The organism is Streptomyces sp. H27-C3, from assembly GCF_030063415.1.
GTDB lineage: Bacteria > Actinomycetota > Actinomycetes > Streptomycetales > Streptomycetaceae > Streptomyces.
The window spans coordinates 26,179-45,695 of record NZ_JASITA010000035.1; the positions used below are offsets into that span (position 1 = coordinate 26,179).

Sequence of the window (19,517 nt, forward strand, 5' to 3'; positions counted from 1 at the left end):
ACCGCCAGTCGTGCACCGCCAGTCGTGCACCGAGATGCGAAGTGGGGGCCTCTTGATGACCGCGCCGACCGGGTTGATCATCTTCTTGAACGGCACGTCGAGTTCCGGGAAGTCGAGCATCGCCGCCCGAACTCCTCAAGATCCTCGACACCACGTCCTTCCATCTGCGGGTGGACGCCTTCCACGCCATGCGGTCCCCGTGGCCGATCCCGCCGGAGCAGCTGCGGGGTGAGATCGACCGCGCGGTCCGCGGTTTCCACCGCGCGGTCGCGGGCATGGCCGCGAGTGGCAACACGGTCGTGGTGGACCATGTGCTGAGCCGACCGTGGCGCCTGGCCGACTGCCTGGACCTGTTCGCTCCCGAGGACGTCGTCCTGGTGGGCGTGCACTGCCCCCTGCCGGAACTGGAACGGCGCGAGCGGGCCCGGGGTGACCGCGGCCGGGGGCTGGCCGCCCAGCAGTTCGCACGCGTGCACGCCCACGGCGTCTACGACGTCGAGTGCGACACCAGCACCGGCGGCCCGGCGGAGTGCGCGGGGGAGATCAAGGACTTCCTGTCGCGGCGGCAGGCCCCCACGGCCTTCGAGCGGCTCCTCACCCGGCGGGCGTCGATGCCGGCGGCGCCAGGATCTTGAACATGTGTACGTCCTCGTGGCCGCCGGGGATGCCCGGGGTGCGGCCCGTCTCGATGTAGCCGTGGCGCTGATAGAAGGCCGGGGCCTGGAAGGTGAAGGAGGAGACGATCGCGCGGTCGCAGCCGCGCTGCCGGGCCTCGGCCTCGGCGGCCAGCAGGATCCTGCTTCCCCAGCCGTCCGTGCGGCTGTCCTCGCGCACCCACAGCATCTCGATGCCGCACAGGCCGCCCCAGGTCCACCCCGCCAGGCCGCCGATCAGCTCGCCCGCCGCGTTGTCGACCCGGACGGAGAGCGAGCTCTGGGGGGCCGCGCCGGTGGGGCCCTCGTTGAAGGCGTCCAGTTCCTTGTCCAGGCGGGCGGTGAGGTCGGCGTCCTTGCCCCCGGTGGTCAGGGACGGAGCCGTGGCGTGATCAGTCGTCATGACGCCGAGTGTGCCAGCAGGTCCGGCTCCGCTCCAGCGATTTTCCGGGGCGCGGTCATGATCCGTATGGACGCGGAGAACATGCGATGTGTGTGGTTGTGCGGTGATATTTGGGCCTAAGTAACGCTGAGGACCCTAGGAGAGATCCATGCGCGGAGCCAGGCACACCAAGTGGGCCACCTGCGCGGTCGCCGTCGCCCTCACTGCGACGGCCTGTGGCGGCGGCGGGGACGACAGCGGCGGTGGCGGGGCCTCGGGAGTGGTCAGTTCCTCCTGGGGCGACCCGCAGAACCCCCTGGAGCCCTCCAACACCAACGAGGTGCAGGGCGGCAAGGTCCTCGACATGCTCTTCCGCGGCCTCAAGCGGTACGACCCGAAGACGGGCGAGGCCAAGAACATGCTCGCCGAGAAGATCGACACCAAGGACTCGCAGAACTTCACCGTCACACTCAAGGACGGCTGGACCTTCAGCAACGGCGAGAAGGTCACCGCCACCTCGTTCGTCGACGCCTGGAACTACGGTGCGCACCTCAAGAACAACCAGAAGAACGCCTACTTCTTCGGCTACATCGAGGGCTACGACAAGGTGCACCCGGAGAAGGGCAAGGCCTCCGCGGGCGCCCTCTCCGGCCTCAAGGTCAAGGACCCCAGGACCTTCACGGTCAAGCTCACGCAGAAGTTCTCCACCTGGCCCGAGACCCTCGGCTACGCCGCCTTCGCGCCGCTGCCCAAGGTGTTCTTCGACGACCACGACGCGTGGCTGTCCAAGCCCGTCGGCAACGGCCCGTACACCGTGGACTCGTACACCAAGGGCTCCAAGATGAGCATGCGCAAGTGGGAGGACTACCCCGGAAGCGACAAGGCGAAGAACGGCGGGGTCGACCTCAAGGTCTACACCGACAACAACACCGCCTACACCGACCTGACCGCGGGCAACCTCGACCTCGTCGACGACGTCCCGGCCTCGCAGCTCAAGAACGTCAAGGCGGACCTCGGTGACCGCTACATCAACACCCCGGCCGGCATCATCCAGACCCTCGCCTTCCCCTTCTACGACAAGAAGTGGGACGCCGCCGGCATGGACAAGGTCCGCACCGGCCTGTCCAAGGCGATCAACCGCGAGCAGATCACCGACACGATCTTCGCCAAGACCCGTACCCCGGCCAAGGACTGGACCTCCCCGGTCCTCGGCAGTGACGGCGGCTTCGACGACGGGCTGTGCGGTGACGCGTGCGTCTACGACGCGGCCGCGGCGAAGAAGCTGGTCGCCGACGGCGGCGGCATCCCCGGCGGCACGCTGAAGATCTCGTACAACGCCGATACCGGCTCCCACAAGGAGTGGGTCGACGCGGTGTGCAACAGCATCAACAACGCGCTCGGCAACGACAAGGCGTGCGCGGGCAACCCGATCGGCACCTTCGCGGACTACCGCAACCAGATCACCCAGTCCAAGATGACGGGCCCGTTCCGGGCCGGCTGGCAGATGGACTACCCGCTCATCCAGAACTTCCTCCAGCCGCTGTACTACACGGACGCCTCGTCCAACGACGGCAAGTGGACCAACGACGAGTTCGACAAGCTCGTCGACCGGGCCAACGCCGAATCGGACGTGGGTAAGGCCGTCGGCCTCTTCCAGCAGGCCGAGAAGGTCCTGCGGGACGAGATGGGCGCCATCCCGCTCTGGTACCAGAACGGCAGCGCCGGCTACTCCGACCGCGTCTCCAACGTGGCCCTGAACCCGTTCAGCGTCCCGGTCTACAGCGAGATCACGGTCAACTGACGCGCCGTCGAGCACCCGTACGGCCCGGCGCCCAGGGTGCCGGGCCGCACCGCTTCCCACGACCCCCGGAGCCCTTCATGGGACGTTATGTGATCCGGCGTCTGCTGCAGATGATCCCGGTCTTCTTCGGCGCCACGCTGCTGATCTTCCTGATGGTGAACGTGATGGGCGACCCCATCGCGGGCCTCTGCGGCGACCGGCAGTGCGACGCGGCGACCGCCGCCCAGCTGCGCTCGGAGTTCGGCCTCGACAAGCCGGTGTGGCAGCAGTACCTGACGTACATGGGCAATGTCTTCACCGGCGACTTCGGTACGGCCTTCAACGGCCAGGAGGTCACCGAGCTGATGTCGACGGCGTTCCCCATCACGATCCGGCTGACCATCGTGGCCATCGTCTTCGAGGTCGTCATCGGCATCAGCCTGGGCGTGCTCACCGGCCTGCACCGCGGCCGTCCCGTCGACACCGTCGTCCTGCTCCTGACGCTCGTGGTCATCTCGATCCCGACCTTCGTCACCGGCCTGCTGCTCCAGCTGCTGCTCGGCGTGAAGTGGGGCATCATCAAGCCCGCCGTATCGCCCGAGGCCACCGTCGACGAGCTGCTGATCCCGGGCCTGGTGCTCGCCTCGGTCTCACTCGCCTACGTCACCCGCCTGACCAGGACGTCGGTGGCCGAGAACGCCCGCGCCGACTACGTCCGCACCGCCGTCGCCAAGGGCCTGCCCAGGCGCCGCGTCATCTCCCGGCACCTGCTGCGCAACTCGCTGATCCCCGTCGTCACCTTCATCGGCACCGACGTGGGCGCCCTGATGGGCGGCGCGATCGTCACCGAGCGGATCTTCAACATCCACGGCGTCGGCTACCAGCTCTACCAGGGCATCCTTCGGCAGAGCTCACAGACCGTCGTCGGCTTCGTGACCGTGCTGGTGCTGGTCTTCCTGGTGGCGAATCTGATCGTCGACCTCTTGTACGCCGTACTCGACCCGAGGATCCGGTATGCCTGAGCCGCGCAACGAACCCGACGCAGCGATGTCGCCGGCCGGTGCCGGCGGCGCCACGCAGCTCGCCATGCAGGAGGGCGAGACGCTGGAGAAGAACCCGGGCGGCCCCAACGGGACCGGTTCGACGGGCAAGCCCCGCAGCCTGTGGTCCGACGCCTGGCGCGATCTGCGCCGCAACCCGGTCTTCATCATCTCCGGGCTCGTCATCGCCTTCCTCGTCCTCATCGCCATCTGGCCGTCGCTCATCGCGAGCGGCAACCCGCTCCAGTGCGACCTGGGCAAGGCCCAGCGGGGCCCCGCGCCCGGCCACCCCTTCGGCTACGACGGCCAGGGCTGCGACGTCTACACGCGCACCGTGTACGGCGCCAGGACCTCGGTGACGGTCGGTGTCTGCTCCACCCTCGGAGTCGCCCTGCTCGGCTCCTTCCTGGGCGGCCTCGCCGGCTTCTTCGGCGGCGGCTGGGACGCGCTGCTGTCCCGGATCACCGACGTCTTCTTCGGCATCCCGGTGGTCCTCGGCGGCCTGGTGTTCCTGTCCGTCATCACCTCCACCACCGTCTGGCCGGTCATCGGATTCATCGTGCTGCTCGGCTGGCCGCAGATCGCCCGCATCGCGCGCGGCTCGGTCATCACCGTCAAGCAGAACGACTACGTACAGGCGGCCCGCGCGCTCGGCGCCAGCAACTCCCGGATGCTGCTGCGGCACGTCACACCCAACGCCATCGCCCCGGTCATCGTCGTGGCGACCATCGCGCTCGGTACGTACATCTCGCTGGAGGCGACCCTCTCCTACCTCGGCGTGGGCCTGAAGCCGCCCGCCGTGTCCTGGGGCATCGACATCTCCGCCGCCTCGCAGTACATCCGCAACGCCCCGCACATGCTGCTCTGGCCGGCCGGTGCGCTGGCGGTCACCGTGCTCGCGTTCATCATGCTCGGCGACGCGGTGCGCGACGCCCTCGACCCCAAGCTGCGCTGAGGAGCCCGCTGCCATGTTGCTCGAAGTGCGCGATCTGCACGTGGAGTTCCGGACCCGGGACGGCGTCGCCAAGGCCGTCAACGGGGTCGACTACTCGGTGTCCGAGGGCGAGACGCTGGCTGTCCTCGGCGAATCAGGATCCGGGAAGTCCGTGACCGCACAGGCGATCATGGGCATCCTCGACATGCCGCCGGGGAAGATCACCGGCGGCGAGATCATCTTCCAGGACCGCGACCTGCTGAAGCTCAAGGAGGAGGAGCGGCGCAAGGTCAGGGGCCGGGAGATGGCCATGATCTTCCAGGACGCGCTCTCCTCACTGAACCCGGTACTCAGCGTGGGCGAGCAGCTCGGTGAGATGTTCATCGTCCACCGGGGGATGTCCAGGAAGGACGCGAAGGCGAAGGCCATTGAGCTGATGGACCGGGTGCGCATCCCGGCGGCGAAGGACCGGGTGGGGGACTACCCGCACCAGTTCTCCGGCGGCATGCGCCAGCGCATCATGATCGCGATGGCGCTGGCCCTGGAACCCTCCCTGATCATCGCGGACGAACCGACGACCGCGCTGGACGTGACCGTGCAGGCCCAGGTCATGGAGCTGCTGGCCGAGTTGCAGCGCGAGCTCAACATGGGGCTCATCCTGATCACCCACGACCTCGGGGTGGTCGCGGACGTCGCCGACAAGATCGCGGTGATGTACGCGGGACGCATCGTGGAGACCTCGCCGGTCCACGAGATCTACAAGGCACCCGCCCACCCGTACACCAAGGGCCTGCTCGAATCGATTCCGCGCCTGGACCAGAAGGGCAAGGAGCTGTACGCGATCAAGGGCCTGCCGCCGAACCTGATGCACATCCCGCCCGGCTGCGCCTTCAACCCGCGCTGCCCGATGGCCCAGGACGTGTGCAGGACCGATGTGCCGCCGCTGGCGCAGGTCTCCGAGACCCGGCAGAGCGCCTGCCACTTCTGGAAGGAGACGCTCGATGCCTGAGCAGCAGCTTGAGCGGGCCGAGCGGCCCCGGCAGGCGATCGAGCCGATTCTGGAAGTGCGCGACCTGGTCAAGCACTATCCGCTGACCCGGGGCATCGTCATCAAGAAGCACGTGGGCGCGGTCAAGGCCGTCGACGGGGTCTCCTTCGACCTGTCGAAGGGCGAGACCCTGGGCATCGTCGGGGAGTCGGGCTGCGGCAAGTCCACCGTCGCCAGGATGCTGGTCAATCTGGAGCAGCCGACCGCCGGGTCGATCAAGTACAAGGGCGAGGACATCACCAAGCTGTCCGGGCGCGCGCTGCGGACCGTGCGCCGCAACATCCAGATGGTGTTCCAGGACCCGTACACCTCGCTGAACCCGCGCATGACGGTCGGCGACATCATCGGGGAGGCGTACGAGATCCACCCCGAGGTGGCGCCCAAGGGGGAGCGGCGGCGCAAGGTCCAGGACCTCCTTGACGTCGTCGGCCTCAACCCGGAGTACATCAACCGCTATCCGCACCAGTTCTCCGGCGGCCAGCGCCAGCGCATCGGTATCGCGCGCGGGCTCGCCCTCCAGCCGGAGATCATCGTGGCCGACGAGCCGGTCTCCGCGCTCGACGTGTCCGTGCAGGCGCAGGTCGTCAACCTGATGGACAAGCTGCAGAGCGAGTTCCAGCTGTCGTACATCTTCATCGCGCACGACCTGTCGATCGTGCGGCACATCTCCGACCGGGTCGGCGTGATGTACCTGGGCCGGATCGTCGAGATCGGCACGGACGAGGAGATCTACGACCACCCCACGCACCCCTACACCCAGGCACTCCTGTCGGCCGTGCCCGTGCCCGACCCGCTCGCGCGTGAGCACCGCGAGCGGATCATCCTCACCGGCGATGTGCCGTCCCCGGCGAACCCGCCGTCCGGCTGCCGGTTCCGCACCCGCTGCTGGAAGGCGCAGGAGCGCTGCGCGCTGGAGGTGCCGCTGCTCGCGGTGCCTGCGGCGTTCCGGGATGTCGGCACCCCGGCGGCGCACGACTCGGCCTGCCACTTCGCCGAGGAGAAGCAGGTCGTCCCGGTGGCGGCCGGGCCGGACGGCACCCCCTAGGGGGTGCCTCTCCAGCTCGCGCAGGGCGGGATCCAGGATGATGTCCTCGGGCCTGGCGTCGGCCGTCGTGAAGGCCATGAAGGACAGCTGGGCCGGGAAGGCGAGCAGCAGGTCGATGGAGCGGCCCAGGAGGTAGTCGGTCCTGCCGCCCAGGTACCCCGCGGTGAAGCCGGTCAGGATGCCGCTCAGCACGTACGGAACGGTGGTGGCCGTGGCGATCATCAGGGAGGTGTGCCTGCCGTGGAAGAGCTGCGTGAATACGTCGCGGCCCGGGCCCGGTTCGAGGCCGAACCGGAATTCGCCGTCGATGCCGCCGTTCGGCTTCACCGGATAGAAGAATTCATTGAGCAGGCCGGACGGTCGAGTCCGTAGGTGGTGTAAGGATCTTTTCCGTAGAGCCGGGAAAAGGCCGGGTCGAGCGCCTCGCCCGCCAGGAACGGGATCACGACGTACGTGGAAATCGCACCGGTTCCGTCTCGCCTGAAGCGACGCCACATGAGCTGCCCGGGGGAGCGGCCCGTGAGTTTCTCCGACTCCTCGCCCGTGCCCCGGGCGTTTGCCCCGGGTCCGATGAAAGAGTGTCAACTCCCCTCGCAACGGCCTGGGATGGACTTGTCGTCGCCGCACGCCCCCGCCAACGAACTCGTCGCAGATGGGCGGACTGTGGCAAGGCGGGTCTGCACGAGTCGAGGGTCTGGCAGAGCGAGGCGGGCATTCTCGATCATCTTGAGCGAAGGTTGTGCGCGGATCGGCGTGATGGCGTGCTTGACAAACCCAAAAGGCGGGCGACATCTGATGATGAATGCTCATCAATTTCGTTAACAAACAAGCAACTTGACTGTCCCAACACCGATATACGAACGCGTCATTCTGAACAGCGTACGGCCGTGCGGGTGCCGTAGGCCGGCCGGGACGCGCCATGTCGCCCCGGCCGGTCGCATTCCGTGCCGCTGGGCCTCTTGTTCACCGTGGGGCGGTGGTGGAGCATCGCCGTTGGGGGTGTCCGGTCATGCGGCAACCACAGGTACTCGCACACGGGGCACGACTCGTCGGTGCCGTGCTGTGCGCGCTGCTCGCGCTGCAGACGGCGGCCTGGATCGGCCGGGACCTCGGGCTCGCGGAGCCGTCCCGGCTCTGGCCCCTCTGGACGGGCGGCGGACCTTCCGCCCCGGACATCGTGACCACCTTCCGCGACCCGCTGCTGTTCTGTGTGTACGTCGTGGTGGGCATCGCGGCGCTGCGCTCGACGGTCGCCGCGTCCGCGCTGCTCACCGCCGGGATCGCGACCCTGGCGTGGCGCCTGCCCGGGGTGTGGGCGCGAGGCTCCGACGGCATGCACCACGAGCTGCGGGAGCAGGCGGTGCTGAGCACGTTCGTGGCACTCGCGCTCGGCGCGGCCCTGCTGGTCACGGCGGCGGCCGGCCGCAGGCCCACCGTCTCGGTGTACGAACCCCGGCCGACCCGCCCGGCCCGGGGCCCCTCGGTGACCGCGTTCCTTCTCCTGGGGGCGGCGGCCTCGGTGGTGGCCGCGTGGGAGGTCCACTGGGCCACCCGAAGCCGGGACCCGGTGGCGTATCTGGACCGGTTCACGGGCAGCGACGCGATCAGGGCGCCGCTGCTGGGAGCGCCACCGGGCTGGCTGGCGGTGGCACTCGTCCTGATGGCATGGGCGGCGGCGATCGGCGCGCTCCTCCACACCGTCTACTCACGCCCCCTGGGAATGGTGGCGGCGGCACTCCTGGCGGGAACGGGCGGGACGGCGCTGGCGGACGCGATGCGCGGGGGCGCGCTGACGGACGTGGGCAGCGCGCCGACGTCGACCCAACTCCAGTACGCGAGCGCTCTGTTCGAGCTGCTGGCGGGCACGGTGGTGCTGCTGGCCCTGGCCCGCAGAGGAGTCCCACCGGCCATCCGCCCAACAACGACCCCCCGCGCGTTGGCCCCACCACCCCCGGCTTCGAGACCGCCGGGTTGGTGATTCGGCCCGCAAGCCTCGAAGCCGGGCCGGTGGGGGACGCTTGCCCCGGCTTCGAGACCGCCGGGTTGGTGATTCGACCCGCAAGCCTCGAAGCCAGGCCGGTGGGCACACCCGGCCGCGCCGTTTCCCGCGCACACCCGGCCGGCCCGCTTCCCGCCCCATCCAAGCCCGCTCTGCCCCTCCACCCCCTTGGCCCCTCCGCCCATTTCAGCCTGTCGAGGGGGCCCCTCCCACCCCCTTACGACCTCGGGGGCAATAGTGCGCGGGCTCCCGGCGTCATGCGACTCCGCCTCCGGCGTTGTCGTCGGTCGACGACGCTCCGCGTCGCCTCCCTCCTCCGCCTTGGACGCGAAGCCGCAGGACGCCGCTCGCTGATCCACGCTTCCATTGCCCCCGAGGTCTTTAGCAATGGGGGAGTTTGAGGACTGAGGTCCGGGGCGGAGCCCCGCCACGCGGCGGCAGCCGCAAAATGACACAACGGGAAGGGGCGGGTAGGGGAACAGCGCCGCACGCCCCGCACCTGCACGCCCCGCACCCGCAAGCACTCGCGGCCGGGCGACCCGCACTCGCTCCCGGCCGATCCCCCCCGGCTACCCCCGCCGCATCCCCAGCGCCCTCTTCAGAAAGTCCACCTGAAGCAGCAGCAGATTCTCCGCGACCTGCTCCTGCGGAGCCGTCATGTGCGTGACCCCGGTCAGCGGAAGGACCTCGTGGGGCCGCCCCGCCCCGAGCAACGCCGAAGACAGCCGCAACGTGTGCGCCATCACCACGTTGTCGTCCGCCAGCCCATGGATGATCATCATTGGTCGGTGCTGCTCCGCCGCCCCGGACAACCCGTCGTCCGTGACGAGCGAATTCGCCGCGTACACGTCCGCCTGCTCGCGCGGATCCCCGAGATACCGCTCCATGTAATGCGTGTCGTACAGCCGCAGGTCGGTGACCGGCGCCCCCACGATCCCCGCATGGAACACGTCGGGACGCCGCAGCACCGCCATGCCCGCCAGATAGCCGCCGTACGACCAGCCGCGGATCGCGACCCGCTCCAGGTCCAGCGGGAATTCCCCGGCCAGCCCGTGCAGTGCCTCGATCTGGTCGTCGAGCGTGAGCGTGAAGTCGTTCCTGACGGCCTTCTCCCAGGCGGGGGAGCGGCCGGGCGTGCCGCGCCCGTCCGCGACGACCACCGCGAAGCCCTGGTCGGCGAACCACTGCGAGGTGAGATGCGCGTCGTGCGCGGCAATCGCACGCCGTGCGTGAGGCCCCCCGTACGGGTCCATCAGCACCGGAAGCGGACTATCCCCTTCCTTGTGGTCCGTGGGGAGCAGGACGGCGCACGGAATTCGCCGCGCGCCCCCCTCGACGAGTCGCACGCGTGCGTGCAGCGCCGGCTCCTGCGCGCACGAGGCGACCACGGCCGCCGGCTTGCCGTCGCGCAGGACCTGGACGACCGTGCCGCTGCGGTCGGGACGGGCGGAGGACAGCACGGTCACCCCGCCGGACCGGGTCGCCGAGTGCACGCCGGGCCCCTCCGACACACGCTCCACGCCTCGCTCGCCGACCCGGTAGACATGCACCTCACCGGTCTGCGGCTCTTCGGCCTCCACGCCCGCCCACGCCGAGACGAGGACGTCGTCGGCAGAGACGTCGAGCACCGCCCGTACGTGCAACCGAGGCCCGGTCAGCGTCCGGTCGCCGACCGCGAGCACCCGCACGCCGCCCTCGTCGGCGACCCGCACGAGCCGCCCGTCCGGCGCCCACACCGGCACCCCGTCGAAAAGATCAAGCCACACCTCGTCCTCGTCGGCGTGCACCGTCCGGGTCGCCCCGGTCTGCATGTCCACCGCCAAGTACAGCTGGCTGTGCTGGTCCCTGGCCTGCACGAGCAACAACGGCGCACCCGCGCCCGACCAGTGGACCCGGGCCAGGTACGGATAGCGCTCCCGGTCCCACACCACCTCGGTCCGCGCCACCTCCGAGCCCGCGCCGGGAGCCGCTTCCGGCCCCGCCACCACCTCCGTCAGGAACAGCCGTACGTCGGCGTTCGCCGTCCCGGCCGCCGGATACGCGACCGCCGAGGGCTCCTGGTCCGGATGGGCCGGGTCGGAGATCCACCAACGCGTCACGGCCGCGTCGTCGGCGCGGGCGACCAGTAGCCGGTCGGATTCCGGCGACCACCAGAAGCCGCGCGTGCGCCCCATCTCCTCCGCCGCGACGAACTCCGCCAGACCGTACGTCGTGTGCTCGTCCTCCGGCTCCGCCAGCCCCCGGTCCCCGCTGCCGTCCGCGCCGACCATCCGCAGGGCGCCCCCGGCGACGTATGCGATGTGCCGCCCGTCGGGAGACGGTCGGGGGTCGATAACCGGCCCCGCCGCAGGCAGTTCGCGTGCGGTCCCGGCCCGCAGTTCCGCCACGAAAAGCCGGCCCGACAGCGCGAAGGCCGCCAGCTCGACCGCGCCGTCCACCGCGTAGCCGACGATGCCGGCGGACCCTTCGCGGCTGCGTTCGCGGCGCGCCCTCTCCTGCGCCGACAGTTGCTCGGCCGCCCCGCCGAGCAGCACCTGCGGATCCGCCGCGATGCGCTCCTGTGCGCTCCCTTCCAGGTCGAGCACCCAGAGTGCGTTGGCGCGATCGGTGCCGGACGGGGCGCGCAGAAACACCACACGCGCCTCGTCCGGTGACACCGTGAACGCGCGCGGTGCGCCGAGGGTGAAGCGCTGGGTCCTGGCGAACTGCCTTGGGAAGGTGAGCTGCTGCGAGGTCATACGACCGAAACTACCGCTCCGCCTCCGCCGCCATGCGCCCCTCGTGCTGCCGTGCGCGATCAATGCGGAGGCACGGATAGTTATGATCCGTAGCGCTAGGTGGGTATGAAGCTGCTGGCGCTTGTCGTCATGCCCGTTCCGTACAAACGGCCCTTACGGTAAGTGGAGGTGAACCGCCGTGGCACTCTCTATTTCGGTGGTAGTGCTGTTGGCGATCATCGTCATCCTGATGGTCCGGAAATCCGGACTCAAAGGCGGACATGCGGTGATCTGCGTATTGCTCGGCTTCTACCTCGCGAGCTCGTCCATCGCCCCCACGATCAACGAGCTGACCACCAACGTGGCCGGGATGATCGGCGGCATCAAGTTCTAGGACACCCCCCGGCCGCGGCGCCTCGTAGGCTGTTCCCATGACGGACCTTCCAGCTCGTCGTCTGCTCCTGGTGCACGCGCACCCCGACGACGAGTCGATCAACAACGGCGCCACCATGGCCAAGTACGCGGCCGAGGGCGCCGGTGTCACCCTGGTGACCTGCACCCTCGGGGAGGAGGGCGAGGTCATCCCGGCCCCGCTCGCCCACCTCGCGGCCGACCGGGACGACACGCTCGGCCCGTATCGCGCCGGTGAACTCGCCGCCGCGATGAAGGAGCTGGGGGTCACCGACCACCGGTTCCTCGGGGGCCCCGGCCGCTTCCGTGACTCCGGGATGACGGGCACCGAGCAGAACCACCGGGAGGGTGCCTTCTGGCACGCACGCGTGGACGACGCCGCGGCGTCCCTCGTCGAGGTGATCCGTTCCGTACGCCCCCAGGTGCTGGTGACGTACGACCCGGACGGCGGCTACGGGCACCCGGACCACATTCAGGCGCATCGCGTCGCGACGCGCGGCGCCGAACTCGCGGCCGACCCGGACCACCGCCCGGACCTCGGCGCACCGCACACCATCAGCAAGATCTACTGGAACCGGGTGCCGCGCACCGTCGTCGAGGAGGGCTTCGCCCGCCTCCGTGCGGCAGGCCCGGACTTTCCCGGGACCGCCGCCGTGAGCGATGTGCCGGGTGTGACCGATGACGCCTCGGTCACCACGGAGATCGACGGCACGGCGTACGCCGGTGCCAAGGTCGCCGCCATGCGCGCCCACGCCACCCAGATCGCGGTCTATGACCCCTTCTTCGCGCTCTCCAACCACCTGGGACAGCCCATCTTCACCACTGAGTTCTACGAGTTGGTACGGGGAGAGTCCGGCGCCGCCGACGGCGGGCGCGAGACCGACCTCTTCGCCGGAATCGCGGGAACCACCGGAGTCGCGGCGGCTCCTGGCAGCGCGGGGGCGGCGTCATGACCGGAACCACCCCGGCCCGCCTCGCCGCCTACGCGCTGATCGCCGTGCTCGGCGCGGTCGTCGGCGCGGCGGGCGTGCTCGTCCACGCCGGCTGGTTCCCCGGCGGGCTGCTGCTCGCCCTGCTCGCGTCCACGGCCCTCTTCTGCGGCGCCATGCAAGCGATGGGCACCAAGGCGGGAGCGGGTACGGCCGCCGCCGGATGGATCGTCTCGATCGTGCTGCTGAGCCTCAGTCGGCCCGAGGGTGACCTTCTCATCGGGGGCAGCTCCGTCTCGTACTTCTACATGTTGGGCGGAATGGCGCTCGCTGTGATGTGTGCCACGATGCTGGACCTGCCGCAACCGGGCAGACGCGCCACTCGACTTGGCAAATGACGTACCACTTGAGTCGGTGAATTGAGCACCCCCGCACGAGCGTCGGTCCTCGCTTCCGACGGTCGCGGGGTGCGTGCGGTCGGCGCCAAGTATGGTGGTGCGCGCCGCCGAGCTGCCCGCACCAGGCATGCAAGAACGTAAGAGCGGGCGGTGGAGCCAACCGGGAGAACCTGCCTTGAGTCGTGAAACTGACAGTTCGTCGTCCGGCCCCCAGGGGCGTGGCGGAGCCGCGTACCCCTCGGGTACCCCGCCGTACGGATCGCGCCAGTATCCGTCGCCGCACCCCGCGCAGGACGCGCCGGAGGAGGCCTCCCAGGCCGCCCCCGCACCGGTGGAGCCCGACGAGCCCAGGACCGAGACCACGCTGACCACACGTATCCGGATCAACATCCCAGGGTCGCGCCCGATCCCGCCCGTCGTCATGCGTACGCCGATGAGCGACCTCGATCCGGCGCCGGGGGCCGCTCCGGCCGCGGCCTCCGAGCCGGCCGCGGGCAGTGGCACCAGAGGCGCCGGCAACCGAAACGGCAACGGCGCCGGGAACGCCGGAACCGAGCGCACCTCGGGCACGCCGTGGCCCGAGGCGAAGCGGGAGGGCCCGCCGCCCCCGGCCGAGCGCGGTGACGCGGGTGGCGAGGAGAAGCCGGGCGCCCCCAGCGACTGGTTCGCCCCGCGCAAGTCGGCGCCCGGAGCCCCCGGCCCGGCCGCGCCCACCCCGCCGCAGGGCGGCGGACAGCGCCCCGACCTCCCGTACTTCACGCCGGACCCGCAGCAGCCGCAGGGCGGCCGGCCGCGCAGCGCGCTCAGCGATCTCGACACGGGCAACGGCGGCCCGCCGCCGGGCGGCTTCTCCGGCGGCGGCCCCTCGGGGCCGACGACGGGCCCGGCCACCGGCAGCTCACCGCTGTCCGGCTACCAGCCGGGCCTGCCAGGAACGGCGTCCAGCCCGGAGTCCGGGCCGATGTCGGGCTACGACCCGAACGGTCCGACGCCCGGCTACGGCCCGGCCGGCCCGCCGTCCGCTTCGCGCCCCGGCAACGGAGCGCGTCCGCCAGGCGGCGACCCGTCCTTCGATCCGCAGACCGGCGCGCCGTTCCCGCCGCGCCTGTCCGACGACACCGCCGTGCTGACCCCGCAGAAGCCGGCTCCCGGCGGCGGCAACGTCTCCGGTGACACGCTGAGCAGCGGCATCCCCGTCGTCCCCTCGGCCGACCGGCACTCGCCCTTCCCCACCGGGCCCCAGGCCGGCGGCGGCAACGGCCAGGCCGCCCGCTTCACCCCCGACCCGACGCCCCGCCTGCCGGACGGCGCCAAGCCCCCGGCGCCGGGCCCGGCCGCGGCCCCCGCGCGGGCCACGACCCCGCCCGCCAAGAAGGGCCGCTCCAAGCTGGTCCTGGCGGCCGTCGGCGTCGTCGGACTGGCCGGTGTCGCCTATGGCGCCGGGCTGCTGATGAACCACTCCGACGTACCCAAGGGCACCACGGTCCTCGGCGTCGACATCGGTGGCGGCACCAGGGAAGAGGCGGTCGGCAAGCTCGACGGCGCGCTCGGCAAGCGCGCCGCCAGCCCGCTCCAGCTGACCGTCGACGGCGAGAAGACCAAGCTCTCGCCCGAGCAGGCGGGCCTCACCCTGGACAGCCAGGAGACGGTCCGCGCCGCCGCCGGAGCGGACTACAACCCCGTCTCGGTGATCGGCTCGCTCTTCGGCGGCGAGCGGGTCGCCGAGCCCGTACTCCCGGCCGACGAGGAGAAGCTCAGCGTCGCACTGGCCGACCTCGCGGGCGACTCGGGCACCGCGGTCGAGGGCACCGTCACGTTCGTACCGGGCAAGGCCGTCGCCGTACCGGGCAAATCGGGCAAGCAGCTCGACGTCAACCAGTCGGTGCGCTCGGTGAAGGACGCGTACCGCGCCCAGGTCGAGACCGGCAAGCCGAACGTCGTCGAACTGCCCGTCGCCTCCAAGGAACCGACGATCACCCAGGCCGAGATCTCCCGGGCCATGAAGGAGTTCGCGGAGCCCGCGATGTCCGGCCTGATCACGATCAAGGCGGGCGGCAAGCAGATCCAGTTCGGCCCGGAGAGGTCGCTGCCGAAGATCCTCTCCATGAAGGCGATCGACGGCACCCTGGTCCCGGTCTACAACAAGCCGGCGATCCAGGAGCTTCTCGACGGCGTCTTCGACGGGGTCCTGGCCACCAAGGGCGACGGCAAGAAGCACCAGATCACCGCGGACGACGTGGCCCAGGCGATGCAGACCGCGCTCATCGGCAAGACGCCGGCGGAGCGCATCCAGGAGATCAACCTCAACGGGAGCTGATCCACGGCAGTTTCACGGGCCCCCACCTGGACTCCGGGCGGGGGCACGGCCGTGCCCGCCCGGAGCGGGAACCCGCGCCGGGGCCCCTCAGTTCAGCCGCGCCCGAGCCGCCCGTGCCCGGCGTCGGACCGTTTCCGCTGTGCTCGGCTCGACCGCCGCCACCACATCGGCGTACGCCTCCATCGCCGCCGCGCCGCCCAGGAAGTCGCCGCGCTGGATCAGCAACTGGGCGCGCTCGTAGCGCAGCCGCGCCGGGTGCGCGGGCAGCAGCAGCGACAGCTCCACCGCCCACAGCTGGACGTCCGTGCGCTCGGGGCGGGCCGCCGCCCATGCCCGGATGTTGTTGAGGATCCGCAGCACGATCTCCAGCGGATCCGCCGGCGCCAGCATCGAAGGGTCGAGCGGCGCGCCGGTGGCGCCCGCGACCAGCAGGTCCGTGTCCTGTCCCGTCAGCAGCCGTCCGCCGTCGAAGGGGTCGACGAGGATCTGGTCCTCCGGGGGGCCGAAGCCGACCACGAAGTGGCCGGGCAGGGCGACGCCGTACACCGGGGCGCCCGCCCGCCTGGCGACCTCGATCCACACGACGGACAGCAGGATCGGCAGCCCGCGCCGCCGCCGCAGCACCTCGTGCAGCAGCGAGGACCCGAGCCGCTGATAGTCGCCCGGGGCGCCCCTGAAGCCGCAGCGCGCGCCGAGCAGCTCGGCCGCTGCCGCAGCCCAGCCCCGCGCCCCGGCGGGCGGTCCGAAGGGCAGCAGCCCGGCCAGCCGGTCCAGTTCGATCTCGGCCGCGTCGATCCCGGCCTGGTCCAGCGATTCATCCGCTTCGGCGCTCACCAGCAGACACAACAGAGCCAGGTCGGGCCGCTCGGAGCGGACCTCATCGGCGAATCGCTGCCGCCGCTGGGCGAATCCGGATTCGGGTTCCGGTTGCATATGCGGTTCGTACCCCGCCTACGCCGACCGGAAATGGTGATAGCTGTGATGGGCGGCGAAGCCCAGCGGACGGTAAAGGGCCCGCGCGCTGCCGTTGTCCGCCTCGACCTGGAGCCAGGCCGCCGAAGCCCCCTCGTCCAGCGCGCGGCGCGCGAGCGCGGCCATCACGGCGGTGGCCAGCCCCTGTCGCCGGTACTCCGGGGCGACCTCGACGGCCATGAACCCCGCCCAGCGCCCGTCGACCACGCACCGCCCGATCGCGGCGGGCGCGTTCCCGGCGCCGGGAACGGACGCGAACCACACCGAAGGCCCGCTGCCCAGCACCTTCAGCACATGCGGCCCCCGCTCCGTGAACCGCTGGTAGCGGGCGAGCCACCCCGCGTCACAGCTCCGGTCCAGACGCACCAGCGAGACGTCCGCGTCCAGGTCTCCGACCGGCGCGAGCGCACCGGTCCACACCTCGGCGGTCACCTCAAGTGCCCAGCCGCGCCGTTCCAGTTCCGCAGCGAGCAGCTCCTGGGTGCCCTTCGCGCCCGTCGCGGTCTGGACATACGCCGGAAGTCCGCGCTCCGCGTACCACTCACGCACCCGCTCCAGCGCCGCGTCGAGCGGCATCCCAGGGTCGCCCAGAGGCAGCACCGAGTTGGCGCGCCGGGTGAAGCCGCCGGCTGCCCGCAGCTGCCAGGCGCCGAGCCGCTCGCTCTCGACGGGCTGCCAGGCGCGTGCCGTCACCCGGGAGAGCTCGTCGAAGGTCGCCGCGGGGCCGCGCCGCCTGGCCGGGGCGGCGGGGACGACCTTGCCCGCGACCAGGGTCGAAGCGTCGATGTGTACGGACTCGCCACTCCTTCGTGTGATCGAGAGCACACCGTCCTTCCAGGATGTGAGAACGCCGACCGTGTCGGTGAACTTCGCCCCCGGAAGTCCAGCCTCGTCCGTACGCCTGACTGATACCCGTTTGCCCACGTCATCGGGCGTAATACGGACCGTGAGTTGTCCGCTGCTGGTGAATTCCACAGCTCTGTCCGCCCCTCCTGTTCGGATCGTGCCCGGGAACGGAGATACTAGAGGCGGGCATCGACGACGCCGCGCTCCCGCGCGCCGCGCGACGGAGCCGCAGATCGGCCCGCCGCGCCCTATCGAGGAGGAACGACAGCGTGACCTACGTCATCGCGCAGCCTTGTGTCGACGTCAAGGACAAGGCCTGCATCGAAGAGTGCCCGGTCGACTGCATCTACGAGGGCTCCAGGTCCTTGTACATCCACCCGGACGAATGCGTCGACTGTGGCGCCTGTGAGCCGGTTTGCCCGGTCGAGGCGATCTTCTACGAGGACGACACTCCTGAGGAGTGGAAGGACTACTACAAAGCGAACGTCGAGTTCTTCGACGAACTCGGTTCGCCCGGTGGTGCTTCCAAGCTCGGCCTGATCGAGCGTGACCACGCCTTCATCGCCGCGCTGCCGCCGCAGAACCAGTAGGCGTTCGCAAGCCGCGCCGCCCCGGTCCCGTACGGGCCTGTCCGCCGTACGGGACCGAGGTGTTTCCGTGTCCTGCCGCCGGTACGAGAGACCGCAGTACGAGAACGCTGTACGAGACCCCGGTACGAGACCGCCCGTGCGGGGTCGTAGGAGTCGGTACGAGCCCGTACGAGCACAAGAAAGTGATGCACCGTGTCCGCAGTCACCGACCGTCTGCCCGTCTTCCCCTGGGACAAGCTGGAGCCGTACAAGGCGACCGCGGCGGCCCATCCGGACGGCATCGTGGACCTGTCCGTCGGCACGCCCGTCGACCCCGTCCCCGAGCTGATCCGCCGCGCCCTCGTCGACGCCGCCGACTCGCCCGGGTATCCGACGGTGTGGGGCACGGTCGCACTGCGGGACGCGCTCACCGGATGGGTGGAGCGGCGGCTCGGCGCCCGCGACGTGGCGCACACCAATGTCCTGCCCGTCGTCGGCTCCAAGGAGCTGGTGGCCTGGCTGCCGACGCAGCTCGGGCTCGGCGCCGGGGACAAGGTGGCGTACCCGCGGCTCGCGTACCCGACGTACGAGGTGGGCGCGCGGCTGTGCGGCGCCGAACCCGTCGCGTACGACGACGTCACCGACCTGGACCCGGCCGGCCTCAAGCTGCTGTGGCTGAACTCGCCGTCGAATCCGACCGGCCAGGTGCTCGGCGCCGACGAGCTGCGTACGGCGGTGGCCTGGGCGCGCGAGCACGGCGTGCTGGTCTTCAGCGACGAGTGCTACCTGGAGCTGGGCTGGGAGGCCGAGCCCGTCTCCGTACTGCACCCGGACATCTGCGGCGGTACGTACGAGGGCATCGTCGCCGTCCACTCGCTCTCCAAGCGCTCCAACCTGGCCGGGTACCGCGCGGCCTTCCTCGCCGGTGACGCGGACGTCCTGGGCGACCTGTTGCTGATCCGCAAGCACGGCGGGATGATGACGCCCGCCCCGGTGCAGGCCGCGACGGTCGCCGCGCTCGGGGACGACACGCATGTCGCCGAGCAGCGCGCGCGGTACGCGGCCCGGCGCGCGGCCCTGCGCTCCGCGCTGGAGGCGCACGGCTTCCGGGTCGAGCACAGCGAGGCGAGCCTGTACCTGTGGGTGACGCGCGACGAGCCGTGCTGGAAGACGGTGGGGCACCTGGCGGAGCTGGGGATCCTGGTGGCGCCGGGGGACTTCTATGGCCCGGCGGGGGAGCGGTTCGTACGGGTGGCGTTCACCGCCACCGACGAGCGGGTCGCGGCGGCGGTCAAGCGCCTCGCCTGACCTGACCGCGCGTGCGGGGGCCTCGTACGGATTCCGCGTGATTCGTACGAGATTCGTGCGCGATTTGTGCGTGTATTCGTGCGGGTATTTGGATGTGGAAGAAGGGGCCCCGGAGAGTTCGTGCTCCCCGGGGCCCCTTCCGCTTTGGTTCCGCTTTCCGTGCCGTACG

Annotated in this window: 17 protein-coding genes and 1 pseudogene; 14 read left to right on the plus strand and 4 right to left on the minus strand. The window is 70.6% G+C overall.

The window, feature by feature from the left end:
- Window positions 1–34 precede the first annotated feature (34 nt).
- A pseudogene (locus QMK30_RS28595) lies at window positions 35–635 on the plus strand (chloramphenicol phosphotransferase CPT family protein).
- On the opposite strand, the gene QMK30_RS28600 reads toward QMK30_RS28595, so the two are convergent.
- Complete coding sequence (locus QMK30_RS28600; protein ID WP_283521225.1) at window positions 595–1,056, minus strand: GNAT family N-acetyltransferase; 462 nt, start codon at window positions 1,054–1,056, stop codon at window positions 595–597. The pseudogene QMK30_RS28595 and the gene QMK30_RS28600 sit on opposite strands and share 41 nt — an antisense overlap.
- Before the next feature lie 148 nt (window positions 1,057–1,204).
- On the opposite strand from QMK30_RS28600, the gene QMK30_RS28605 reads away from it, so the two are divergent.
- The 7 genes from QMK30_RS28605 to QMK30_RS28635 all read left to right on the plus strand — a co-directional run bounded on the left by QMK30_RS28605 (window position 1,205) and on the right by QMK30_RS28635 (window position 8,860).
- Entirely contained in the window at window positions 1,205–2,836 is a 1,632-nt protein-coding gene (locus QMK30_RS28605; protein ID WP_283521226.1) for a peptide ABC transporter substrate-binding protein, read from the plus strand.
- Between the two features lie 77 nt (window positions 2,837–2,913).
- The gene (locus QMK30_RS28610) at window positions 2,914–3,837 is read left to right on the plus strand and encodes an ABC transporter permease (protein WP_283521227.1); all 924 of its coding nucleotides are present in this window, start codon (window positions 2,914–2,916) and stop codon (window positions 3,835–3,837) included.
- Complete coding sequence (locus tag QMK30_RS28615) at window positions 3,830–4,810, plus strand: ABC transporter permease (RefSeq protein WP_283521228.1); 981 nt, start codon at window positions 3,830–3,832, stop codon at window positions 4,808–4,810. Before QMK30_RS28610 ends, QMK30_RS28615 begins: the two co-directional genes overlap by 8 nt.
- 13 nt (window positions 4,811–4,823) lie before the next feature.
- Window positions 4,824–5,798 (plus strand): ABC transporter ATP-binding protein, encoded by a 975-nt coding sequence (locus QMK30_RS28620; RefSeq protein ID WP_283521229.1) that lies wholly within the window; start codon window positions 4,824–4,826, stop codon window positions 5,796–5,798.
- A complete protein-coding gene (locus QMK30_RS28625; RefSeq protein WP_283521230.1) occupies window positions 5,791–6,882 on the plus strand; it encodes an ABC transporter ATP-binding protein in 1,092 nt (363 codons plus the stop codon). The genes QMK30_RS28620 and QMK30_RS28625 overlap by 8 nt, the downstream gene beginning before the upstream one ends.
- A gap of 3 nt (window positions 6,883–6,885) precedes the next feature.
- Window positions 6,886–7,254 (plus strand): hypothetical protein, encoded by a 369-nt coding sequence (locus QMK30_RS38540; protein WP_349362118.1) that lies wholly within the window; start codon window positions 6,886–6,888, stop codon window positions 7,252–7,254.
- A 637-nt stretch (window positions 7,255–7,891) separates the two neighbouring features.
- On the plus strand, window positions 7,892–8,860 hold the full coding sequence (locus QMK30_RS28635; protein ID WP_283521231.1) for a hypothetical protein: 969 nt from the start codon (window positions 7,892–7,894) through the stop codon (window positions 8,858–8,860).
- 590 nt (window positions 8,861–9,450) lie between these two features.
- On the opposite strand, the gene QMK30_RS28640 is transcribed toward QMK30_RS28635, so the two are convergent.
- Entirely contained in the window at window positions 9,451–11,619 is a 2,169-nt protein-coding gene (locus QMK30_RS28640) for a prolyl oligopeptidase family serine peptidase (protein WP_283521232.1), read from the minus strand.
- 178 nt (window positions 11,620–11,797) lie between these two features.
- Between QMK30_RS28640 and QMK30_RS28645 the strand changes: the two genes are divergently transcribed.
- The 4 genes from QMK30_RS28645 (at window position 11,798) to QMK30_RS28660 (ending at window position 15,653) form a co-directional block, all read left to right on the plus strand.
- Window positions 11,798–11,992, plus strand: coding sequence for a hypothetical protein (locus QMK30_RS28645; protein WP_283521233.1), 195 nt, complete (start codon window positions 11,798–11,800; stop codon window positions 11,990–11,992).
- A gap of 37 nt (window positions 11,993–12,029) precedes the next feature.
- Window positions 12,030–12,962, plus strand: coding sequence for an N-acetyl-1-D-myo-inositol-2-amino-2-deoxy-alpha-D-glucopyranoside deacetylase (gene mshB, locus QMK30_RS28650; RefSeq protein WP_283521234.1), 933 nt, complete (start codon window positions 12,030–12,032; stop codon window positions 12,960–12,962).
- Window positions 12,959–13,336 (plus strand): DUF6113 family protein, encoded by a 378-nt coding sequence (locus QMK30_RS28655; protein ID WP_283521235.1) that lies wholly within the window; start codon window positions 12,959–12,961, stop codon window positions 13,334–13,336. The genes mshB and QMK30_RS28655 overlap by 4 nt, the downstream gene beginning before the upstream one ends.
- Window positions 13,337–13,511: 175 nt before the next feature.
- The gene (locus QMK30_RS28660; protein ID WP_283521236.1) at window positions 13,512–15,653 is read left to right on the plus strand and encodes a peptidoglycan binding domain-containing protein; all 2,142 of its coding nucleotides are present in this window, start codon (window positions 13,512–13,514) and stop codon (window positions 15,651–15,653) included.
- Window positions 15,654–15,740: 87 nt separating this feature from the next.
- Here QMK30_RS28660 and QMK30_RS28665 read toward each other — a convergent pair whose 3' ends face one another.
- Window positions 15,741–16,586 (minus strand): transglutaminase family protein, encoded by an 846-nt coding sequence (locus QMK30_RS28665; RefSeq protein ID WP_283521237.1) that lies wholly within the window; start codon window positions 16,584–16,586, stop codon window positions 15,741–15,743.
- A gap of 18 nt (window positions 16,587–16,604) precedes the next feature.
- Window positions 16,605–17,600 (minus strand): GNAT family N-acetyltransferase, encoded by a 996-nt coding sequence (locus QMK30_RS28670; RefSeq protein ID WP_283521238.1) that lies wholly within the window; start codon window positions 17,598–17,600, stop codon window positions 16,605–16,607.
- Between the two features lie 140 nt (window positions 17,601–17,740).
- Here QMK30_RS28670 and fdxA point away from each other — a divergent pair, with 140 nt between their 5' ends.
- Window positions 17,741–18,061, plus strand: coding sequence for a ferredoxin (gene fdxA / locus QMK30_RS28675; RefSeq protein WP_030573070.1), 321 nt, complete (start codon window positions 17,741–17,743; stop codon window positions 18,059–18,061).
- Window positions 18,062–18,253: 192 nt separating this feature from the next.
- The gene (gene dapC, locus QMK30_RS28680) at window positions 18,254–19,348 is read left to right on the plus strand and encodes a succinyldiaminopimelate transaminase (protein ID WP_283521239.1); all 1,095 of its coding nucleotides are present in this window, start codon (window positions 18,254–18,256) and stop codon (window positions 19,346–19,348) included.
- The last annotated feature ends 169 nt before the right edge of the window (window positions 19,349–19,517 follow it).